Here is an 18,339-nt window from a genome sequence, read left to right on the forward strand (position 1 = left end):
GACGACGATGTATCGCCGGTCGCTCCGCATGCGGATCAGGGTGTCGTTACGACCAGATTCCGAAGCGCCGCACCATTATAGGCTGCAACTATCGGATCGTTGACCGTTGCGGTGACCAGCCTGATGTACGTCATCAGCTTCGCCGATTCCACCGCTGGAGCATTCGACGTGTACAGAACATCCTTGTTCCGGATCAGCACCTTCGTCGCCAGGAAGTACGTCGACGGGTCGCGCATATTGAAATTGTACACGATCGGGACGATCGGCGTCGTGAAACGGCTCACGTCGACACCCAGCATCGCGGCAACTTCGCGCCGCTCACCGCGATAGAGGAAGATCGCTCCGGGATCAGCCAGCGTATCGTTCAGGCCGCCTGCCTTGCCCACGGCCTCGGCCACCGAAATTCGCCAGGCGTCGAAATTGAACTGACCCTGCTGGCCGGTTGCGCCAAAGGCCACAAATGTCTGCGGCTCACGATAGACGTAAACCGTATCGTTCGGATGAACCCAGATATTGTTCGACGGCTCATACACCAGCGCCCCAAATGGCACGGTAGCCTGCTTGCCGTTGCGCTCGAGCATGACCCAAGTGTCGAAGCCTTGTCCCTTGGGGCCGCCGGCGCGCGTGATCGCATCAAGCAGGTGCTCGCCGGCAGCGTTTGCTGGATAGCGAACCGGATTGTTCACTTCGCCGAGAACACTGATGAGCGACGTCCGCTGATCAATGAGGGCGACGACAGCCTGGGGCTCGATCGCGCGATTCTTCAGCGAATCCGCGATCGCCTGCTGGACTTCGGAAGGCGTCCGCCCCTGCGCGCGGACAGCGCCGGCATAAGGAACCGAAATATTGCCGTTGTGGTCCACCGTCTGATTAGGCAGGGCGATGAAGTTGCCGGGCCGAACACCGGCTTCAACCGGGATAAACAGGCCGCCTGCGGCGGCCTCGAAGATGGTCACGCTGACGACGTCGCCCACGCCAAATCTGATTTCGCGGGGGGGCTGACGATCAGGATAGGTAACAGTCAGCCTGCCAGTATTGCGCGCCAGCACGGACACCACGTCTGAATTGACGCGGACCAGCGCGTACGGAAGGCTGTTTTCATCGACCGGCGTCTCGTTTTTTACAGCTTGGCCGGACGGCCCCGACGTCGGCAAATAGCTGCATCCGGCCAGAGCAATCGTGGCGCAGAGGGCAATGCCAGCAAAAAATTTGATTTTAAAATTAGTCCCCATGCTGTCGGAACTATCATGGGCTCGGCGCAATCTCTAAGTGAATCTGCGTTGGAGCAGATTTTTGGATCACGGTAGTTGCTGATTTGCAACGATCACGCGAAGGCCTAACCAGCAGCTAACTAAGCTTGGCGCGCCGGCGTGGATTTAGATCGCTGGACGCGGAGGCATCGCTACGGCGCGAGGGCGGACAGGTGGCAGATTTTGCGAACCTCACCTTGGTGAAGCAATCACCGGCTAGAGCCGGATCCGGCGTAGCCGCCCTTCGATTGGGAGCTATTGGAGCTTCCGAATGGACTTGTGAACGGGCTGCCAAATCCGGTGCTGACGCCTTGGTTGGTTCTGACCGCCGAATTCGGTCCCCCCGAGACCGCCGATCCGCTCTGGCGTTGCTGTGTAACGGTCTGAGTCGGGGTTTGCGATACGCCCTGCGCCATTGCTCCCTCTCCGGATAGCAACAACAGGGTTAGCACGGCTGTTCTGTATCTCATGAAACGCTCCTTCCAATTTTCCGGATCATCGCAATGACCGGGAACGGTCTCACGCCGCCGCGACGGCGAGAAATTCCGGGCGGCATTGCGTTAGCTGCCAAAAGTGTTCGAAAATAGCAAACGGACCGGCTCTTTCAGTATAGGTGTGATGGACGTGACGCGCCAGATCCCCTTGGGGACCGACGTAGACAACTGCCTTTTCCGCGAAGTTGGTCAGGCAGGCGACTCCGTATGGTGTTCTGCCGTCGCGCTCCATCGGAACTGGATAGACGAACTCGGCCAAGGCCGTCTCGACCTTCGTCGCAATCATGGTCTGGAAGATCTCCTTTTGATCCGTGACGACGGCATGGAGCGCATCGATGGATCTCCCGGGATCATCGTCGGTCGCGGCGAGCATTGCTGCTGCTCCACCCGGTGATCCCGTCGTCCAATCGAGAACCGCCCCAAGATACCGTGGCGGACGGTCCAACCGGACGATCCCATACGCGGCATGCGCCAGTCCCACTCCCCCGTCCGTCACAACCCATTTCCCCTTCGATATCATACTGCCGACCGTGCCAATCCTGCGGATGACCTGTCCTGTCGGCGAGGCGCCGAGATTCGGGGAGTCCGGACGATCGAAGTCGTCGAAGAAGGCTTTGGGTGGGCGGCTCAACGAGGCACCGTTTGAAACCTTCGCGGCAAATAAAGTCAGTCTCGCGATTGTCGAATTCCAGCTGCCGCTTGGGCCGCTGCCCAGTCGGGCGAGTTTCAATCTCGCGGGCATTTCGCAATCGATTGTCTTGAGAGTCTTTCCATTGAGCGATGCCGCGAGTCCGCCGGTGCCTTGAACCAAGCAAACGGTGAACCGCATCAACGGCGGCACGACACCGAGCCGAACCTCGCTCGAGGTCCCCTTGCTCACGACAGTCACATAGAGAACCCTCTCGCGTTGCCGGATCTCGACATAGTTGTCGGGATCGGCGTACTCGCACCATAGCGAGCCCGACGCCGCAAATCTCGGCGCATCGGCCGTAATGAGGACCGACCGTTCGGCGTGCGAGAGATAGCCCTCAGCGTCGGTCAGCATGACGTCGTCGGCCTTGCGCGATGTGGCGCAAAACGTCGACCGCCAGGCACGCTGCTCCAGCTGGGGTGAATGGAGCTCGAATGTGGCGTCGAACCGCGCCTGCGTCGTCACTCTCAGGGCGAGGCTCGCAAAACCGTCCTCGGGGGCCACCGACCGAACTTGCTCCCACCACGGCTTGTCGGTCTGCATTAGTTGAATGGGGACAGCGACCGGCAGGATGGCCGATCCGTCCGACTTCATTTGCAGGATGCAGAGCTCTACCTTGGTCAGCCCGCCCGCGTCGCGATTTGCCAACCGCAAGGCGAGGGATCCGGTCAGCAGTTCTCCGCGCTTGACCGCGAAGTGCCGGTTGGTAGCCATGAGAACGTAGAATTGGCCGGCTGCGTCTCCGCGCAGTTGCAGGCGGCCGGACGTTGCGTTGACCTTGCTGAAGGTGACGACCTTGCCGGTCATCGGCGTAACCTGCCATCCCGACGGAAGCGCGGCTTCTGCCGCAAAGCCGGCATCCTCAACGCCGTTCAGAGCCGCTTCCTCGATCATGACGCCGGCCGGATCGCCGAACACCTCGTGGTCCACGTAGCGCAGATTGCCACGAAGGACGCGCGCGTGCTGGTCCGATGCCGTTCGATCGAGAAAGTTGAGATCTGCAAGCGGCGCCGGGGTCTGCTCGGCAGCACGGGCCTGGCTGTAAAGCAGCGCAGATAAAGCAGAGCCTAAAATCTCCCTGCGTGTCGGCATCTCTCAGGCTCCAGGTGATCGCACGCGATACTGGCAGACCGGTTACCTCTCGGCAAGATTTGCGCGGCACAGGGCGGTCGGACGCGTTCGCGCTTTCCAGATCGGTCGCGAATTCCGTCACGACGGGGCCGGCAGGCTTCACTGTCTCCGCCCCCTTCCCCTCAGGAAGACGCGCGTCTGCTCCCTCTACACATGCAGCATGAAGCTGTCGTGGGTGTGGGTGTAGCCCATAGCATCCGCGAGGGCCTGAATGTCGAGATGCACATCCTGCGCAATGGAGTTCGTGTACCAATCAAGCTGCGCCTCGTTGAACGGCAGCGGGGCGTGGCCATCATACGTGCTTGCGCTGACGGCGGCCGCGGACGGATGAAAAACAAATCCGTCGCCGACCTGGCTCACCGTGGCGGCTTGATTCGGCATCGACAGTGTCAGCGGAGCAACGTTCGTCGCGGGGGGGTCGATGACGAATGTGCCGCCGTGTCCGTCACTGGACAGGGCGAATGTCATTCGCGTGTAGTCGCCCGTCAGATTCAGATGCGCAGTGTGGTTTTGCGCGTCGGTGACCGTCAGCACGCCGCCCGAGGTATTTCCGATGTACGAAACCCGGGTGCCGGCCCCGTACGCGATATCCCTCAGGTCGAGGATATCCGAGGCGGTCGGGTCGCCATTGCCCGAAAGACCCAGGATATTTCCGGTGAACTTGCTGGACTGATCCAGGATCAGCATGCCCGTGTTTTTGCCGAATGTGATCGCGCCCGTCGCGGCGCCGGCGAGCTCGAGGCTGCCTCCAGCATCGATCGTAAGCTGCAGGCTAACGCTGGTCGCGACGGTGCCGGCCTTCGTGCCGATCGTACCGTCACCGTTGAGATCCTGATGCATCGTCGACTCCAGCGAGAGCAGCGACGTGTTTGAGCCGGAGACCGAACCGGCGATGGTCGACAGGAAGTTGCCGTTCGCATCGGTGGCCGCGACCGTATACAGGCCGGTGCCGGTATCCTTCCAGGCGACGTCGTAGCCGATCGCCGTCTTCTCGGCACCGATGAAATTGTAGCTGGGGAATTGATCCGTGCTGACCGCGGCGCCCGCCAGTTTGAACACGACATCGGTGCTGCCTGTGACAAAGTGGAGGCCGTTTCCGACCTGCTCCAGGATCGTGCTGCCCGCCGTCTCGATGATCTTGACGGGCAGGCCGATCGTGCCGTCGCCGTTCAGATCCTGATGCATCGTCGACTCCAGCGATCTAAGCGCATCGCTTGGGCCGGAGACCGAGCCGGCGATGGTCGACAGGAAGTTGCCGTTCGCATCGGCGGCCACGACCGAATAAAGGCCAGTGCCGGCATCCTTCCAGGCGACGTCGTAGCCGGTCGCTGTCTTCTCGGCGCCGATGAAATTGTAGCTAGGGAACTGATCCGTGCTCAGCGCGGCACCCGCCAGTTTGAATACGACGTCGGTGCTGCCTGTGACAAAGTGGAGGCTGGTTCCGACCTGCTCCAGGGTCGTGCTTCCCGCGCTTTCGATGACCTTGGTCTGGAGAACATTGGATTGCACACTCGTATTGGCGGCTGCGTCGGTCGCAGTCACCGAGAACGAGTGGGAGCCTGAGGAAAGCGATCCGACGTTGATGCTCCAGGTGCCATCGCTCTTGGCCTTTCCGGAGCCGATCAGGGTGGTGCCGTCGTAGAGTGCGATAGTCGCACCGGCTTCGGCAGTACCGGCAATGGCGGATTGAGCCAGCGCAAACGACGCAACGACAGGCTGGGCAGGAGCGGTCGTGTCGATCGTCACGGTAAGCGAAGTAGAGGCAGAGCTCACGTTGCCGGCAACGTCCATCGCCTTGGCCGTGAACGCGTGGTTGCCGTCGCTCAATGTTGCTGTCGCGAAAGACCAGCTGCCGGTCTTGTCGGCAACCACCGTGCCGATCTGCGTCGTTCCGTCGAAGATCTGGACCGTGCTGCTGGCCTCTGCGGTGCCGTTCAGCGTGACGTGGTTCTGGTTGGTGATGCCGTCGCCGATTGTTCCGCTGTCTGGCGTGAATGAAGCAATGCTCGGGGTCGCGGGCGCGGTCGTGTCGACCGTCACCGTGAGTGCGGTCGACGACGTGACGTTACCGCTCTGATCCGCCGTCTTCGCTGTGAAAGGATGAACCCCGTCGGTCAGATTTGCCGTGACGAACGACCATTTTCCGGTGCTGTCTGTCACCGCCGTGCCAAGTTTGGTCGAGCCGTCGAATATCTGGACTGTCGTGCCGACAGCAGCCGAACCCGTCAGCGTAATCTGCTTCGCGTTGGTGATGCCGTCGCCGGTGATGTTGCTGTCGGGCGAGAACGAGTTGATTTGAACGACGGGCGGCTTGGCGGAGTAGGCGCGGATGTAGTCGATGAGCATGTCGCCACCCACCGGGGAACTGGGGTCGGTGATGGCCGGCCCGTACAGCGCCAGGTCGGCGATCATATACATCGGCGTGTGCATGTCGTCTGGAGTGGCAATCTGGAAGGTCCTCACTCCGTCGACGTACCAGGTAATCGTATCGGCCTCCCAATCCATGCCGTAGGTATGGAATCCAGACGTCATCGTTGGGAGGTAGACTCCGCTCTGCTGGAGCTCCATGCTGCCGGTCGCAGAACTGTGCGATGTCATGTAGTCGATGGTCGGGTTGTTGCCGAGCGTCTCCATGATGTCCAGCTCTTGAGCGGGCACGGTCCCGAATAGTGCGTTATTCGCAGGCAGCAGCCAGAATGCGGGCCAGAGCCCCTGGCCGGCCGGCAGCTCTGCCCTCATCTCGAAGTAGCCGTAGAGCTGCGAGAAGGAGTGATAGGTTGTGATCATGCCCGACGTGTACTGGGCATTGTCGATGTAGGGCTGGATCGCGGCAGCTGCGGGGCCCGCATGAAGATCGAGGATGCCGTTGTTCACGGTCCATGGCGTCACCGAACTCGTGGGCGCATAATTGCTGTTGATGTACCAGTTGACCTCCTGGTTGCCACTAATGTTGATTCCGTTGGCGGCCGCCCACCAATAGGTCGAATCCCAGGTGCCGCTCGTGCCATTCCACAGGCTGAGCGAGTTGAAATCGTCTGAAAACGTGAGTGTGGCCGTTCCAGCGAGATTTTTCGGATCGATCGACATAGCGCTCTCCTCAGCTGGGAAATTGCTATGGCATCGCCGGTTCTCCTGACTTTAATGGCCGGATACGAGTTGTTCTGGTAATTAAGCTGCGCCTGCGAGTACCGCTAAAATTATACGGATTGGCACCGATGGTTCTTGACCGACGCCGGCAGGTGCAATTCAGCAAGGTTAATTCTTCGCGAACATCACGAGCAGGGCAGTTGCCTCTCCACGTTCGATAGCGGGGTCCGCAGTTGCAGACATCTCAATCGCAGATCGAGCGGCTCATCCACGAATCGACGCGAACGCTGGATGTCGACGGATTCTCATCTCTCGGGTTGAGATGATCCAGTGGTCACGCGAGTCCGGACCTGTCCTGACTTACTCTCTCGCCGCATGCGTGTCGTACCACCCCGTCAGGGGAAACTCAGGAATGTGATAGTCGGTGCGCCGCGTGGCTCGAACGAGAATTTCCTGCACTTTACCGAGCACGCGGAAGAGACTTTTCCGACCCCGTAAGATTCCGTGGTCGCCCGACAGCGCGTAGCCTCGTGGCTCTGCCCGTAAATTTTCGGGTGTTGGAACGGCACTTCCCTTGAAGAGGGAGACGTAATGGACCTTAACTTGGGCGGAGAATTATTGCATATTTGGTCGGACCGGCATCCTCGGCATTGCGGCCTTGGGCCGGCTGAATTTGAGCTGTTGGTATTCTCGAACCTTCATCCACCATCTTTGAGACAGGTTGTGCTGCTCTTACTGTCGCGTACTTGGCCGCATTTGGGAGATTGGCCGCATTTGGGAGAATAGGCCGTCATTGCGTTGTCCCGCCTGAGGATCCCTTCGCATCTTCATCATTAATATACTCGTTCGGTTACAACCGGCCGCCGTATTGGTACGGAGTATTGGAACGGTTGCCCGGCTCGGCTTCGAACACCGGAGACCACAAACATTGAAAGGCCCTGGCGGCGGCCGTGAAGCATTCGGATTTCAGTACGCAAGGGTTAATTTATGTCAGGGGGATTCTCCTACGATCTGACTGGAAGGCGGGTCTTCGTAGCCGGCCATCGCGGAATGGTAGGTTCGGCCATCATGCGCCGCCTCGCGTCGGAGAAGTGCACCCTCCTTTATGCCGATCGCGGAGAACTCGACCTTGCGAAGGAGCAACCGACATTGCGATGGCTCGAGGCAAACCGTCCGGACGTCGTGATCCATGCCGCCGCCAAGGTCGGCGGCATTGCCGCCAACAGTAATTTCCCTGTCGATTTTCTCTGCGACAATCTCGCAGTCGAACTCAACGTGATCCGCGCAAGCCATGCAATCGGCGTTGGGCGCCTGCTGTTTCTCGGCTCGTCCTGCATATACCCCAAGCACGCCAAGCAGCCGATCGCCGAAAGCGAATTGCTGACAGGGCCGCTCGAGCCGACCAACGAATGGTACGCAATCGCCAAGATTGCCGGCCTCAAGATCTGTCAGGCACACCGGCTGCAACATGGTGACGATTTCATATCGGTAATGCCGACCAACCTCTATGGCCGCGGTGACAATTATCATCCAGCGCACAGCCACGTGCCGGCGGCGCTGATACGACGCTTCCACGAGGCCAAGCTGGCAGGGACCCCGACCGTATCCGTCTGGGGCACGGGCAATCCGCTTCGTGAGTTTCTCCACGTCGACGACTTCGCCGATGCGTGTGTCTTCCTCTTGAAGAACTACTCGAACGATCTGCCCGTCAACGTCGGCAGTGGTGACGAAGTCTCTATCGCCGATTTTGCCGCCATGGTAGCGAAGGTCGTGGGCTATGCGGGCAGGTTGGTTTTTGATACGTCCAAGCCGGACGGCACGCCCCGCAAGCTCCTCGACAGTTCGCGGATTCGCCGACTGGGCTGGCGTTCGACTACCCCGCTACCGATCGGACTGGCGGGGGCATATGAGGATTTTCTGAAAGGCTACGGTCGTCATTTAGAAGGCAATTCCGACGACTGACGAGATCAACGCTTTTTTTCGAGACGTGAATTTTCGATTCCAGTTTTTGAAGTTGGATTGTACTTGATGCGTATTCTGTTGGTCGGAATCAACTATGCGCCCGATCTGATCGGCGTCGCGAAATACAACACGGAGCTCTGTGACAGCCTTGTGGCCGAGGGGCACGAGGTCCGAGTGATCACTGCACCGCCCTATTATCCCGCCTGGCGAATCCCGGTCGGCTTCGACAGTCATTATTTCAGGGCTCGGAACGTCAATGGTGTCGAGATCACGCGCGCCCCGATATACGTGCCGCGGAAGCCGACGGGTGCGAAGAGGCTGCTGCACCATGCCTCGTTCGCGTTGACGACCGCGCTGCCGATGCTGACGAAGGCGCTCGAATGGCGGCCAGACGTCATGCTGTCCACCGCTCCCTCCTTGATGTCGTCCGCGCTCGTTTCATTCGTCGCGCGGCGGATCGGTGTGAAGTCCTGGCTCCATGTGCAGGATTTCGAGGTTGATGCCGCCTTTGATCTCGGATTGCTTCGAAACGGTGCGCTTCGCAAGATAATGCTCGGGGCCGAATCTCGCATTCTCCGGTCGTTCGACCGGGTATCGTCGATTTCACCGCAGATGGTCGACCGGCTGCTGGCCAAGGGCGTTCCTGCGGAGCGGACCCTCGAGATCCGAAACTGGATCGACACGAGCGCCATCTTTCCTCGGTCGAGGCAGACCAGGTATCGGCGTGAATTCGGCATTGGCGAAAGCGATATCGTCGGACTCTATTCGGGCACGATGTCGAACAAGCAGGGGCTCGATCTCGTGATCGAAGCCGCCTCCCTGCTACAACACAGTCATCCCGAAATTCATTTCATCCTCGCGGGAGAGGGGCCTGACAAGCCGAGGTTGCTCAAAATGGCGGCCGGCCGCTCCAATGTTCATTTTCTCGGACTGCAACCGAACGAAAGCTTCAACGAGTTGATGGCGACGGCGGACGTGCATCTCATTCCGCAGAAGGCAGAGGCGGCTGATCTGGTCTTGCCATCCAAGCTTGGGGCCGTGTTTGGCTCCGCCCGTCCGGTGATCGCGATGGCGACCGAAGGAACGGGGTTGGCCGAGGAGGTCAAGGGTGCCGGGATGGTGGTTTCGCCCGGCGACACCCGGGCCCTCGCCGATGCGATCTGCACGCTTGCCCAGAATCCGGCGCTCTGCGCGGCGTTCGGAGCCGAAGGACGAAAGCGCTCACTCGAGCGTTGGGATCGTCGGGCCATCGTCGGTCGCTGGGCGCTCGAGATGAGCGCGATGCGAAACGCACCGGCCCCGTCCGAAACGCATGCGGCGATCACCGCTGGCCCGCCCGACGCGATCTCGGTGAAGGACGCCATCCGTCTGCCTTGATGGCATTGGGACGCCCCTGCGTGGGGTCGACGGAAAGCGTTCGGGGCCTCCGCCTCTACGAGCGCTAGACGGCGTTCTGGGCTGCCGTCACTCGTGACGCGGATAATACCTGAAGCCGTGTTGCTCGATCGGTTCATCTCGCTTCACTGACGCGAGATCCTCCTGCACCATCTCACGCACGAGGCTTTCGAACGAGGTCTTGGGCCACCAGCCAAGCTTCTCCTTCGCCTTGGAGGGATCGCCCAAGAGGGTCGCGACCTCCGTCGGACGGAAATAGCGTGGGTCGACGGACACGATGCACTTGCCTGTGGCGGCATCATAGCCCTTTTCATCGACGCCCGTTCCTTCCCAGCGGATCCGCATCCCCACTTCGCCCGCGGCAACCTCGACGAAGTGGCGAACCGAGTGCTGCACACCGGTCGCGATGACGAAGTCCTCCGGCGTATTCTGCTGCAGCATCAGCCATTGCATTTCGACGTAGTCACGCGCATGCCCCCAGTCGCGGAGCGCGTCAAGATTGCCCAGATAAAGGCGTTCCTGAAGGCCGAGGTGGATGCGGGCCAAGGCTCGTGTGATCTTTCGGGTGACAAAGGTCTCGCCCCGCACGGGAGACTCATGATTGAACAGAATTCCGTTGCAGGCATACATTCCGTACGCCTCACGATAGTTCACCGTGATCCAGTAGGCGTAGAGCTTCGCAACGGCGTAAGGCGACCGCGGATAGAATGGAGTGGTCTCCTTCTGCGGGACTTTCTGCACCAGGCCGTACAGTTCTGACGTCGAGGCCTGGTAGAATTTGGACTTCTTCTCGGGCCCCACGATCCGAATCGCCTCGAGGATTCGCAGCGTGCCAAGAGCGCCCGAATTCGCGGTATATTCCGGCTCCTCGAACGAAACGGCCACGTGACTTTGGGCGGCGAGATTGTAGATCTCGTCCGGCTGTACTTGGCCGACGATCCTGATCAGACTGGAAGAGTCGGTCAAATCACCACCCCGGCGTGAACGGGTTGCGCGATCGAGCATTGCCTGTTTTGTACCCCGCGATAGGATCACGCCGCGTCAGCGATGACGGCAGCACACAAGGGAGGGTAACCATGCGCGCCGAACAGAAGTTCAAGCGAGCCGCTCTTGCATTCTCGCTGGTGGCTCCCCTGCTTTTGCCAACCGAGACATCAGCCGTCACGGTTGAGGTCGCGAGGAAATGCAATGCGCTCGTTGCGAAGAACTTTCCACCACGTCAGCCCGGCAATCCGGCGGCGGGCAGCGCCAAAGGCAACGGACAGGCCGAACGCGACTATTTCAAGAAATGCGTCGACAATGGAGGCAATGTGGACGACACCGCCGACAAGGACAAAAAATGATCGGGCTTGTGTCGACAACGCATCGAGGGAAGCGCGATTGAAATCCGGATGCGCATCGCCTGCACGCTTGGTGGTTCACCGAGGCACCTCGTCAATGGCGCACCATACTGAACATCCCCCGCCGCAGCGACCTCCCCTCGTTCGGCTCACACGACTGTCAGGGCCATCCACGCGCCGACATCGTCGAGCCGATCCTGCGAGTTCACGGCGTCGATCATCCGATTGATCGGCGAGATCGATGGTATCCCCAATCAAGCCAGACGAGATGGCCAAGGCAAGTCGGCCTCCGCTGTTCGCGCCCGGTGTCGTGATGCCGACCGCAGGAGGTTGCGGGTGTTTCGAACCCACGAAATCGAGTCGTTGATTGCGTTGCGGCGACGTTCGACCCGAAAAACAAAAACCCAGCAATCGATTCAGATTGCTGGGTTTCCGTGTCGAACTTGGTTGCGGGGATAGGATTTGAACCTATGACCTTCAGGTTATGAGCCTGACGAGCTACCGGGCTGCTCCACCCCGCGTTAAACCGTTGCGTGCCTTGCAGAAAGAGTGCCCGAGCCGGTCGGCCAACGCATCAGATGGCGCCGATCGATCCGTCCGGAGGGCTTCCTGAGAAGGCGACCCGGGCCGAAGCCGTCGGGTGCGAGGGGTATGTATCAACGTGAGTACGATTTGGAAAGCCCCGGATGCGGGTTTTTGAGGATTTTGTGACGCCGAAATCGGTGGTTTTCCTGGCAAATTTACCGCCGGGAACCGGGCTCTTGCCAGATCGCGCGCAAAAGCGGAGCTTGGCGCCAACAAAATCCGTCAAGGACACGTCATTCGAGGGGAAACGCCATGGACCGGCCATTGAAGAGCCCGGGGCTGCATGCGCTTGAGGACGCCTTTCATCGCCAGTTCGAGCTGTCGCGCAGCGAGCCGGCGCCGACATTGCAGGCGCGGCTCGACCGGCTGCGCCGCCTGCGCGCCGCGCTGACCGAGAACGAGGCGCGATTCGAGGCGGCGATCTCGGCCGATTTCGGCCACCGCTCCACCGTCGAGACCGCGATCGCCGAAACCATGCTGGTGCTCGGCGAGATCAAGCATGCGGCCAAGCACCTCAAGGGCTGGATGGCCCCCGAGAGGATTCCGACCACGCTGCAGTTCGCACCGGCCAGGAACCGGCTGATCCCGCAGCCGCTCGGGGTGGTCGGGATCATCGCGCCCTGGAATTATCCGCTGCAGCTGACCTTGGCGCCCACGGTCGCCGCGATTGCCGCCGGCAATCGCGCCATCATCAAGCCGAGCGAGCTGGTGCCGCGCTTCGCCGAGCTGCTGGCCGAGGTGATCGAGAAGAAGTTCGACACCACCGAGCTCGCGGTCACCGATATCGACGACGAGATCGCCAGGGCCTTCGCTGCCTTGCCGTTCGATCATCTGATCTTCACCGGCTCGACCCGCGTTGGCCGGCTGGTCGCGGAAGCCGCCGGCCGCAACCTGACACCGGTGACGCTCGAGCTCGGCGGCAAATCGCCGGCGATCGTCGACGGCTCCGCCGACCTCGACGAAGCCGCGCAGCGCATCGCCTATGGCAAGCTGCTCAATGCCGGCCAGACCTGCATCGCGCCCGATTACGTGCTGGTGCCGCAAGCCTCGGTGCAGCCGTTCGCGATGCGGCTGCAGGGCCACATGCAGCACATGTTCGGCACCGATCCGAAAAATCCCGACTACACCTCGATCGTCTCGGACCGGCACTATGCCCGACTCGAGGGCCTCGTCGCCGACGCCGCCGCGAAGGGCGCGACCATCATGCAGCCGGCCGCGCCGAACGATCCCGAGTGGAAGGCGAGGCGCAAATTCCCGCCGACCGTGATCGTCGATGCGACGCCCGAGATGACCGTGATGCAGGAGGAGATTTTCGGACCGCTGCTGCCGGTCATGGGCACCCGCGACGCCACCGAGGCGATCGCCTTCATCAACCGGCGCGACCGCCCGCTGGCGCTGTACTGGTTCGGCACCGACAATGCCGCCCGCGACGCGGTGCTGGCGCGCACGGTGTCGGGCGGCGTCACCGTCAACGATTGCCTGTTCCATTTCGCGCAGGCCTATCAGCCGATGGGCGGCGTCGGCGCGTCCGGCACCGGCGCCTATCACGGCGAATGGGGATTCAAGACGCTGACGAAGCTGAAGCCGGTGTTCTACCGCTCGCGCTTCAACCGGCTCGCCGATCTCTATCCGCCCTATGGCGCGAAGATCGCGCGGCTGGAGAAGCTGATGCGGCTGTTGTCGTAATCGTCACCGGGGAATGACGGAAATAACAAGCAGGGGAAACATACGTGACTGACACATTCGATTTCGTGGTGGTGGGCGCCGGCTCCGGCGGCTGCGCGGTGGCGGGGCGGCTGTCGGAGGATCCGGCGACCTCGGTGGCGGTGCTCGATGCCGGCGGCAAGAACGACAATTGGGTGGTGACCACGCCCGGCGCCATCATTCTCATGCTCTCGAGCAAGCTCAACAACTGGGCCTTCGACACGGTGCCGCAGAAGGGCCTGAACGGCCGCATCGGCTATCAGCCGCGCGGCAAGGGGCTCGGCGGCTCGAGCGCCATCAATGCCATGGTCTATATCCGCGGTCATCGCGCCGACTACGACCACTGGGCTTCGCTCGGCAACACCGGCTGGAGCTACGCCGACGTGCTGCCCTATTTCAAGCGTTCGGAGAACAACACCGAGCTCGACGGCGAATATCACGGCAAGGGCGGGCCGCTCAACGTCACCGGCCTGCAGTCCGACAATCCGGTCAAGGAGACGTTCCTGCAGGGCGCGCGCGAGGCGCAGTTCCGGATCCGCGACGATTTCAACGGCGCCGAACAGGAAGGTTTAGGCACCTACCAGGTGACCCAGAGGAATGGGGAGCGCTGGAGCGCGGCGCGCGGCTACATCCATCCCCACATGGGCCGCCGGCCTAACCTGCGGATCGAGACGCGGGCGCAGGCGACCCGCATCATCTTCGAGGGCAAGCGTGCCGTCGGCGTCGAATACCTGCAGGGCAAGGAGAAGAAGGTGCTGCGCGCGCGGCGCGAGGTGATCCTCTCGGCCGGCGCGTTCCAGTCGCCGCAATTGCTGATGCTGTCGGGCGTCGGCGAGGCCGCGGCGCTCGGCAAGCACGGGATCGCCAGCGTGCATGATCTGCCGGGTGTCGGACAGAACCTGCAGGATCACCCCGATTTCGTGTTCGGCTTCGCCTCCGACGCACCTTATTTCTCGGGACTGTCGTGGAACGGCATCGGGCGGATCATCAAGGGTATCGGACAATACCGGCGCGAGCGGCGCGGCCCGATGACCTCGAACGTCGCCGAATGCGGCGGCTTCCTGAAGACGCGACCTGAGCTCGACGTCCCCGACATCCAGCTGCATTTCTGCATGGCCATGGTGGAAGACCACGGCCGCAAGCCGCGCTGGGGCACCGGCTTCTCCTGCCATGTCTGCCTGCTGCGCCCGGCCAGCCGCGGCAGCGTGTGGCTGAACAGCGCCGATCCGCTCGCAGCCCCAGCGATCGATCCGAATTTCTTCGGCGAGGACAGCGACGTCGAGACCATGGTCGCAGGCTTCAAGATGACCAAGCGGCTGCTCGACACGCCGGCGCTGCGCGCCCTGCAGCAGAAGGACATGTTCACATCAGATGTCCGCACCGACGACGACATCCGCAGCATCCTGCGGGCGCGCTCCGACACCGTCTATCACCCGGTCGGCACCTGCAGGATGGGCACCAGCGATCCGCTTGCGGTGGTCGATCCGAAATTGCGCGTGCACGGGCTCGAGGCCTTGCGCGTGGTCGATGCCTCGATCATGCCGACCCTGATCGGCGGCAACACCAATGCGCCGACCATCATGATCGGCGAGAAGGCCGCCGACATGATCAAGGCGGAGATGCGGGCGGGGTAACCAAATGCGCGGGGTCGGCAAAGCAAAGCGTGCCTCTTCGTCTGCGGCTCTTGATGGTGGGCACGGCGCGAGAGCGCCTTCGCCCACCCTACGAGACTGCCGTCGCAGGGGCGCACTGCCAGAATATCGAAAACAACCCCATGCAAAGGCGCCGGCGACTGCCGGCGTTCGACACGGCAGCTTGACTCGTCGGGCAAATCAGCGGTATTCTTCCATTATTCCGAAATCGTGCAGACGCCCGCCCAACTTGCTCGGTGTCATCACCCGCGCACGCGGGTGATCCAGTATTCCAGAGACCGCGGTGCTTGAGCCGAGGGGCCGTAGCGTACTGGATCGCCCGGTCAAGCCGGGCGATGACAGCGGTGGACGAGGACATAGCCTCACATCCTCTCGGGACGAGATCTCGTTTCGCGGCTTTTCGCTGCGCTTCATCCGGGCGGCAAAGCTAGTTCAGCAAAAACCCGCCGTCGACCGTCACCACCGTGCCGGTCATGTAGCGCGAGGCGCTGGAGGCGAGCAGCATGATCGCGCCGTCGAGATCGGATTCGGCACCGACGCGGCGTTGCGGAATCCGTTTTGCGAGCCGCTCGCCTGCCGGCGTCGACCAGAAATCATGGTTCATCTCGGTGTCGATGTATCCCGGTGCCAGCGCGTTGACGCGGATGTTGTTGCCGGCGAGTTCCAGCGCCATCGCCTTGGTGCCCTGGATCATGCCGGCCTTGGAGATCGCATAGGGCGAGACCGCCTTGAGCACGCCCTGCCCGAGCACGGACGCGACATTGATGATGTTGCCGGGCTGCTTGCGCAGGATCATGCGCCGCGAAAGCTCGGTCGCGAGGAAATAGGCGCCCTTCAGATTGGCATTGATCACGGCGTCCCAATCGGCCTCGGTCTGCTCGGTCGCGAGCTTCTCGATCGCGATGCCGGCGTTGTTGATCAACACCGAGACCGGACCGAGTGCGGCCTCCGCGGCGTCGAGTGCTTTCGCAATGCCGGAAACATCCGCAACGTCCATCTGCACCGCGGCTGCGCGGCCACCCTTGGCCTTGATCTCCTCCGCGAGGCTCTTCAGCTTCGCGGTCTGGCGCGCTGCCAGCACCACCGCAGCGCCATGCGCCGCCAGCACGCGGGCGAATTGCCGCCCGAGCCCCTGCGAGGCGCCGGTGATGAGGATGATTTCTTTACTGACATCGAATAGGTCGGACATCGGCAGGTTCCCGGATTGAAGCGGACGAGTGATAGCGACAATTGTCCCTGATGTAAGCAGGTTTGATCAACCAGGGGACCGCAGGAGATTGGGGCAGGAATCCTTATCCATGAACCTCTTCGACATCGTCGTGACGCTCGGGTTGTTGTTCGCGGTCGTCACCGGCTTCACGACCGGCCTGCTGCGCAGCGCGGTCACTATCCTTGCCTATCTCGTCGCGATGCCGCTCGCAGTCGCGGCAATGGCGATGATCGGACCCCACATCGCGACGCTGCCGTCCTCGCCGTTCCCGCCCAACGGGGTGCTGCTGTTCGGCCTCTTCCTTCTGATCGGTGTCATCCTCGGAAAGATGGCGCGGACGATGCTCGACGACACCATCGGCTCGGAGATCGGGATCGGCGACCGCCTCGGCGGCGCGCTGCTCGGCGCGATCAGGGTCGGCCTTGTCGTGACCACGCTGGTGCTGGTGTTCGATCAGCTGGTGCCGCTGGCGAGGCAGCCGCAATTCCTCAACGGATCGCAATTGCGGCCGCTGTTCTCCGCGGCCGGACAGGCCGGATTCCGGTCGTTGCCGCCCGAAGCCACCATGGCGATCGAGCGGCTGCGGCGCGAGCAGCGCATCTAAAGCGTGATGAGATTGGGTTCAGCTGGAACGGCGTCGAAGGTTCACCTCTACCTTGGGAGAGGTCGATTTGCGCAGCAAATCGGGTGAGGGGTTACGATCTATCGAGAGAACGAGAGCCCTCACCCGGATTGCTTCGCAATCCGACCTCTCCCCGGCGGGGAGAGGTGAACCGAGACCGCGCCAAGCCGATTCAACCAAAACTCATCCTGCTTTACCCGAGCGCATTCCCCCGCCTGTTCCGACCCGGCATGCACTTATGCATTGCACGTCCCTTACCGGCGCCGCCGGGCTTGGCTAGACTGGCGCCATCGAAGCTTTACAAACCAACCCGACATCACAGGGAGTGAACTCGTGGATCTTGGAATCAAAGGCCGCCGCGCTATCGTCTGCGCATCGAGCAAGGGACTGGGCCGCGCCTGCGCGATCGCGCTCGCCAATGAGGGGGTGCACGTCACGCTGACGGCGCGCGGCGCCGAGGCGCTGAAGCAGACCGCCGACGAGATCCGTAAAGGCCATCCCGACATCACCGTCACCGAGATCGTCGGCGACATCACGACGGCGGCCGGACGCGAAGCCGTGCTCAAGGCCTGCCCTGATCCGGACATCCTGATCAACAATGCCGGCGGCCCGCCGCCCGGCGATTTCCGCAACTGGACCCGTGACGACTGGATCAAGGCGATCGACGCCAACATGCTGACGCCGATCGAACTGATCAAGGCGACCGTCGACGGCATGATGGCGCGCAAGTTCGGCCGCATCGTCAACATCACCTCGGCGGCGGTGAAGGCGCCGATCGAGATCCTCGGCCTGTCCAACGGCGCCCGCGCCGGCCTGACCGGCTTCGTCGCCGGCCTGTCGCGCAAGACCGTGATCAACAACGTCACCATCAACGGCCTGCTGCCGGGCCCGTTCGAGACCGACCGTTTGCGCGGCACTGCGAAGCCCGAGGCCGAAAAGCGCGGCATCTCGGCCGAGCAGGTGCTGGCCGAGCGCGCCAAGCTGAACCCCGCCGGCCGCTTCGGCCATCCCGACGAATTCGGCTACGCCTGCGCCTTCCTGTGCGGCGCCAAGGCCGGCTTCATCACCGGGCAGAACCTGCTGCTCGACGGCGGCGCCTTCCCGGGTACGCTCTAGTGCCGCCGATTTGAAGCTCCTGCACTATATGCGGCGAGGCCGATTGGGAGCTTCAAATCGGTCAAGCGGCATTAGAGATTCATGAGTCTTCTAGCGCCCT

General features: G+C 61.9%; 11 protein-coding genes, 1 tRNA gene and 1 pseudogene. 7 read left to right on the forward strand and 6 right to left on the reverse strand.

The window, feature by feature from the left end; all coding sequences use genetic code 11:
• Window positions 1–35: 35 nt before the first annotated feature.
• The 3 genes from AC066Y_RS00625 to AC066Y_RS00635 all read right to left on the reverse strand — a co-directional run bounded on the left by AC066Y_RS00625 (window position 36) and on the right by AC066Y_RS00635 (window position 6,653).
• Complete coding sequence (locus AC066Y_RS00625) at window positions 36–1,232, reverse strand: polysaccharide biosynthesis/export family protein (protein WP_229165484.1); 1,197 nt, start codon at window positions 1,230–1,232, stop codon at window positions 36–38.
• Window positions 1,233–1,769: 537 nt separating this feature from the next.
• Window positions 1,770–3,527, reverse strand: coding sequence for a hypothetical protein (locus AC066Y_RS00630; RefSeq protein WP_478272214.1), 1,758 nt, complete (start codon window positions 3,525–3,527; stop codon window positions 1,770–1,772).
• Window positions 3,528–3,713: 186 nt separating this feature from the next.
• Window positions 3,714–6,653 (reverse strand): Ig-like domain-containing protein, encoded by a 2,940-nt coding sequence (locus AC066Y_RS00635; protein WP_478272215.1) that lies wholly within the window; start codon window positions 6,651–6,653, stop codon window positions 3,714–3,716.
• Between the two features lie 987 nt (window positions 6,654–7,640).
• On the opposite strand from AC066Y_RS00635, the gene AC066Y_RS00640 reads away from it, so the two are divergent.
• Both AC066Y_RS00640 and AC066Y_RS00645 read left to right on the forward strand, forming a co-directional pair.
• Window positions 7,641–8,615, forward strand: a complete 975-nt coding sequence (locus tag AC066Y_RS00640) for a GDP-L-fucose synthase family protein (RefSeq protein WP_478272216.1) — start codon at window positions 7,641–7,643, stop codon at window positions 8,613–8,615.
• Window positions 8,616–8,681: 66 nt separating this feature from the next.
• Window positions 8,682–9,992 (forward strand): WcaI family glycosyltransferase, encoded by a 1,311-nt coding sequence (locus AC066Y_RS00645; RefSeq protein WP_478272217.1) that lies wholly within the window; start codon window positions 8,682–8,684, stop codon window positions 9,990–9,992.
• Window positions 9,993–10,079: 87 nt separating this feature from the next.
• Here the strand turns inward: AC066Y_RS00645 and gmd are convergent.
• Window positions 10,080–10,994, reverse strand: a pseudogene (gene gmd, locus AC066Y_RS00650) (GDP-mannose 4,6-dehydratase); the annotation flags it as partial.
• Window positions 10,995–11,086: 92 nt separating this feature from the next.
• On the opposite strand from gmd, the gene AC066Y_RS00655 reads away from it, so the two are divergent.
• Window positions 11,087–11,353 carry a hypothetical protein gene (locus tag AC066Y_RS00655; RefSeq protein ID WP_244549775.1) on the forward strand — a complete coding sequence of 89 codons (267 nt, stop codon included), beginning with the start codon at window positions 11,087–11,089 and terminating at the stop codon, window positions 11,351–11,353.
• Window positions 11,354–11,794: 441 nt separating this feature from the next.
• Here AC066Y_RS00655 and AC066Y_RS00660 read toward each other — a convergent pair.
• Window positions 11,795–11,871 (reverse strand) — tRNA-Met (locus AC066Y_RS00660).
• A 316-nt stretch (window positions 11,872–12,187) separates the two neighbouring features.
• Between AC066Y_RS00660 and AC066Y_RS00665 the strand changes: the two genes are divergently transcribed.
• Window positions 12,188–13,621: a coniferyl aldehyde dehydrogenase gene (locus tag AC066Y_RS00665; RefSeq protein WP_478272218.1), complete on the forward strand. Its 1,434-nt coding sequence runs from the start codon at window positions 12,188–12,190 to the stop codon at window positions 13,619–13,621.
• Window positions 13,622–13,665: 44 nt separating this feature from the next.
• On the forward strand, window positions 13,666–15,273 hold the full coding sequence (locus AC066Y_RS00670) for a GMC family oxidoreductase (RefSeq protein ID WP_478272219.1): 1,608 nt from the start codon (window positions 13,666–13,668) through the stop codon (window positions 15,271–15,273).
• A gap of 445 nt (window positions 15,274–15,718) precedes the next feature.
• On the opposite strand, the gene AC066Y_RS00675 is transcribed toward AC066Y_RS00670, so the two are convergent.
• Complete coding sequence (locus AC066Y_RS00675) at window positions 15,719–16,480, reverse strand: SDR family NAD(P)-dependent oxidoreductase (RefSeq protein WP_478272220.1); 762 nt, start codon at window positions 16,478–16,480, stop codon at window positions 15,719–15,721.
• A 109-nt stretch (window positions 16,481–16,589) separates the two neighbouring features.
• Between AC066Y_RS00675 and AC066Y_RS00680 the strand changes: the two genes are divergently transcribed.
• Window positions 16,590–17,105, forward strand: a complete 516-nt coding sequence (locus AC066Y_RS00680; RefSeq protein WP_478272221.1) for a CvpA family protein — start codon at window positions 16,590–16,592, stop codon at window positions 17,103–17,105.
• A gap of 351 nt (window positions 17,106–17,456) precedes the next feature.
• A complete protein-coding gene (locus tag AC066Y_RS00685; RefSeq protein ID WP_478272222.1) occupies window positions 17,457–18,239 on the forward strand; it encodes an SDR family oxidoreductase in 783 nt (260 codons plus the stop codon).
• The last annotated feature ends 100 nt before the right edge of the window (window positions 18,240–18,339 follow it).

This window comes from Bradyrhizobium sp. USDA3010 (assembly GCF_056429065.1).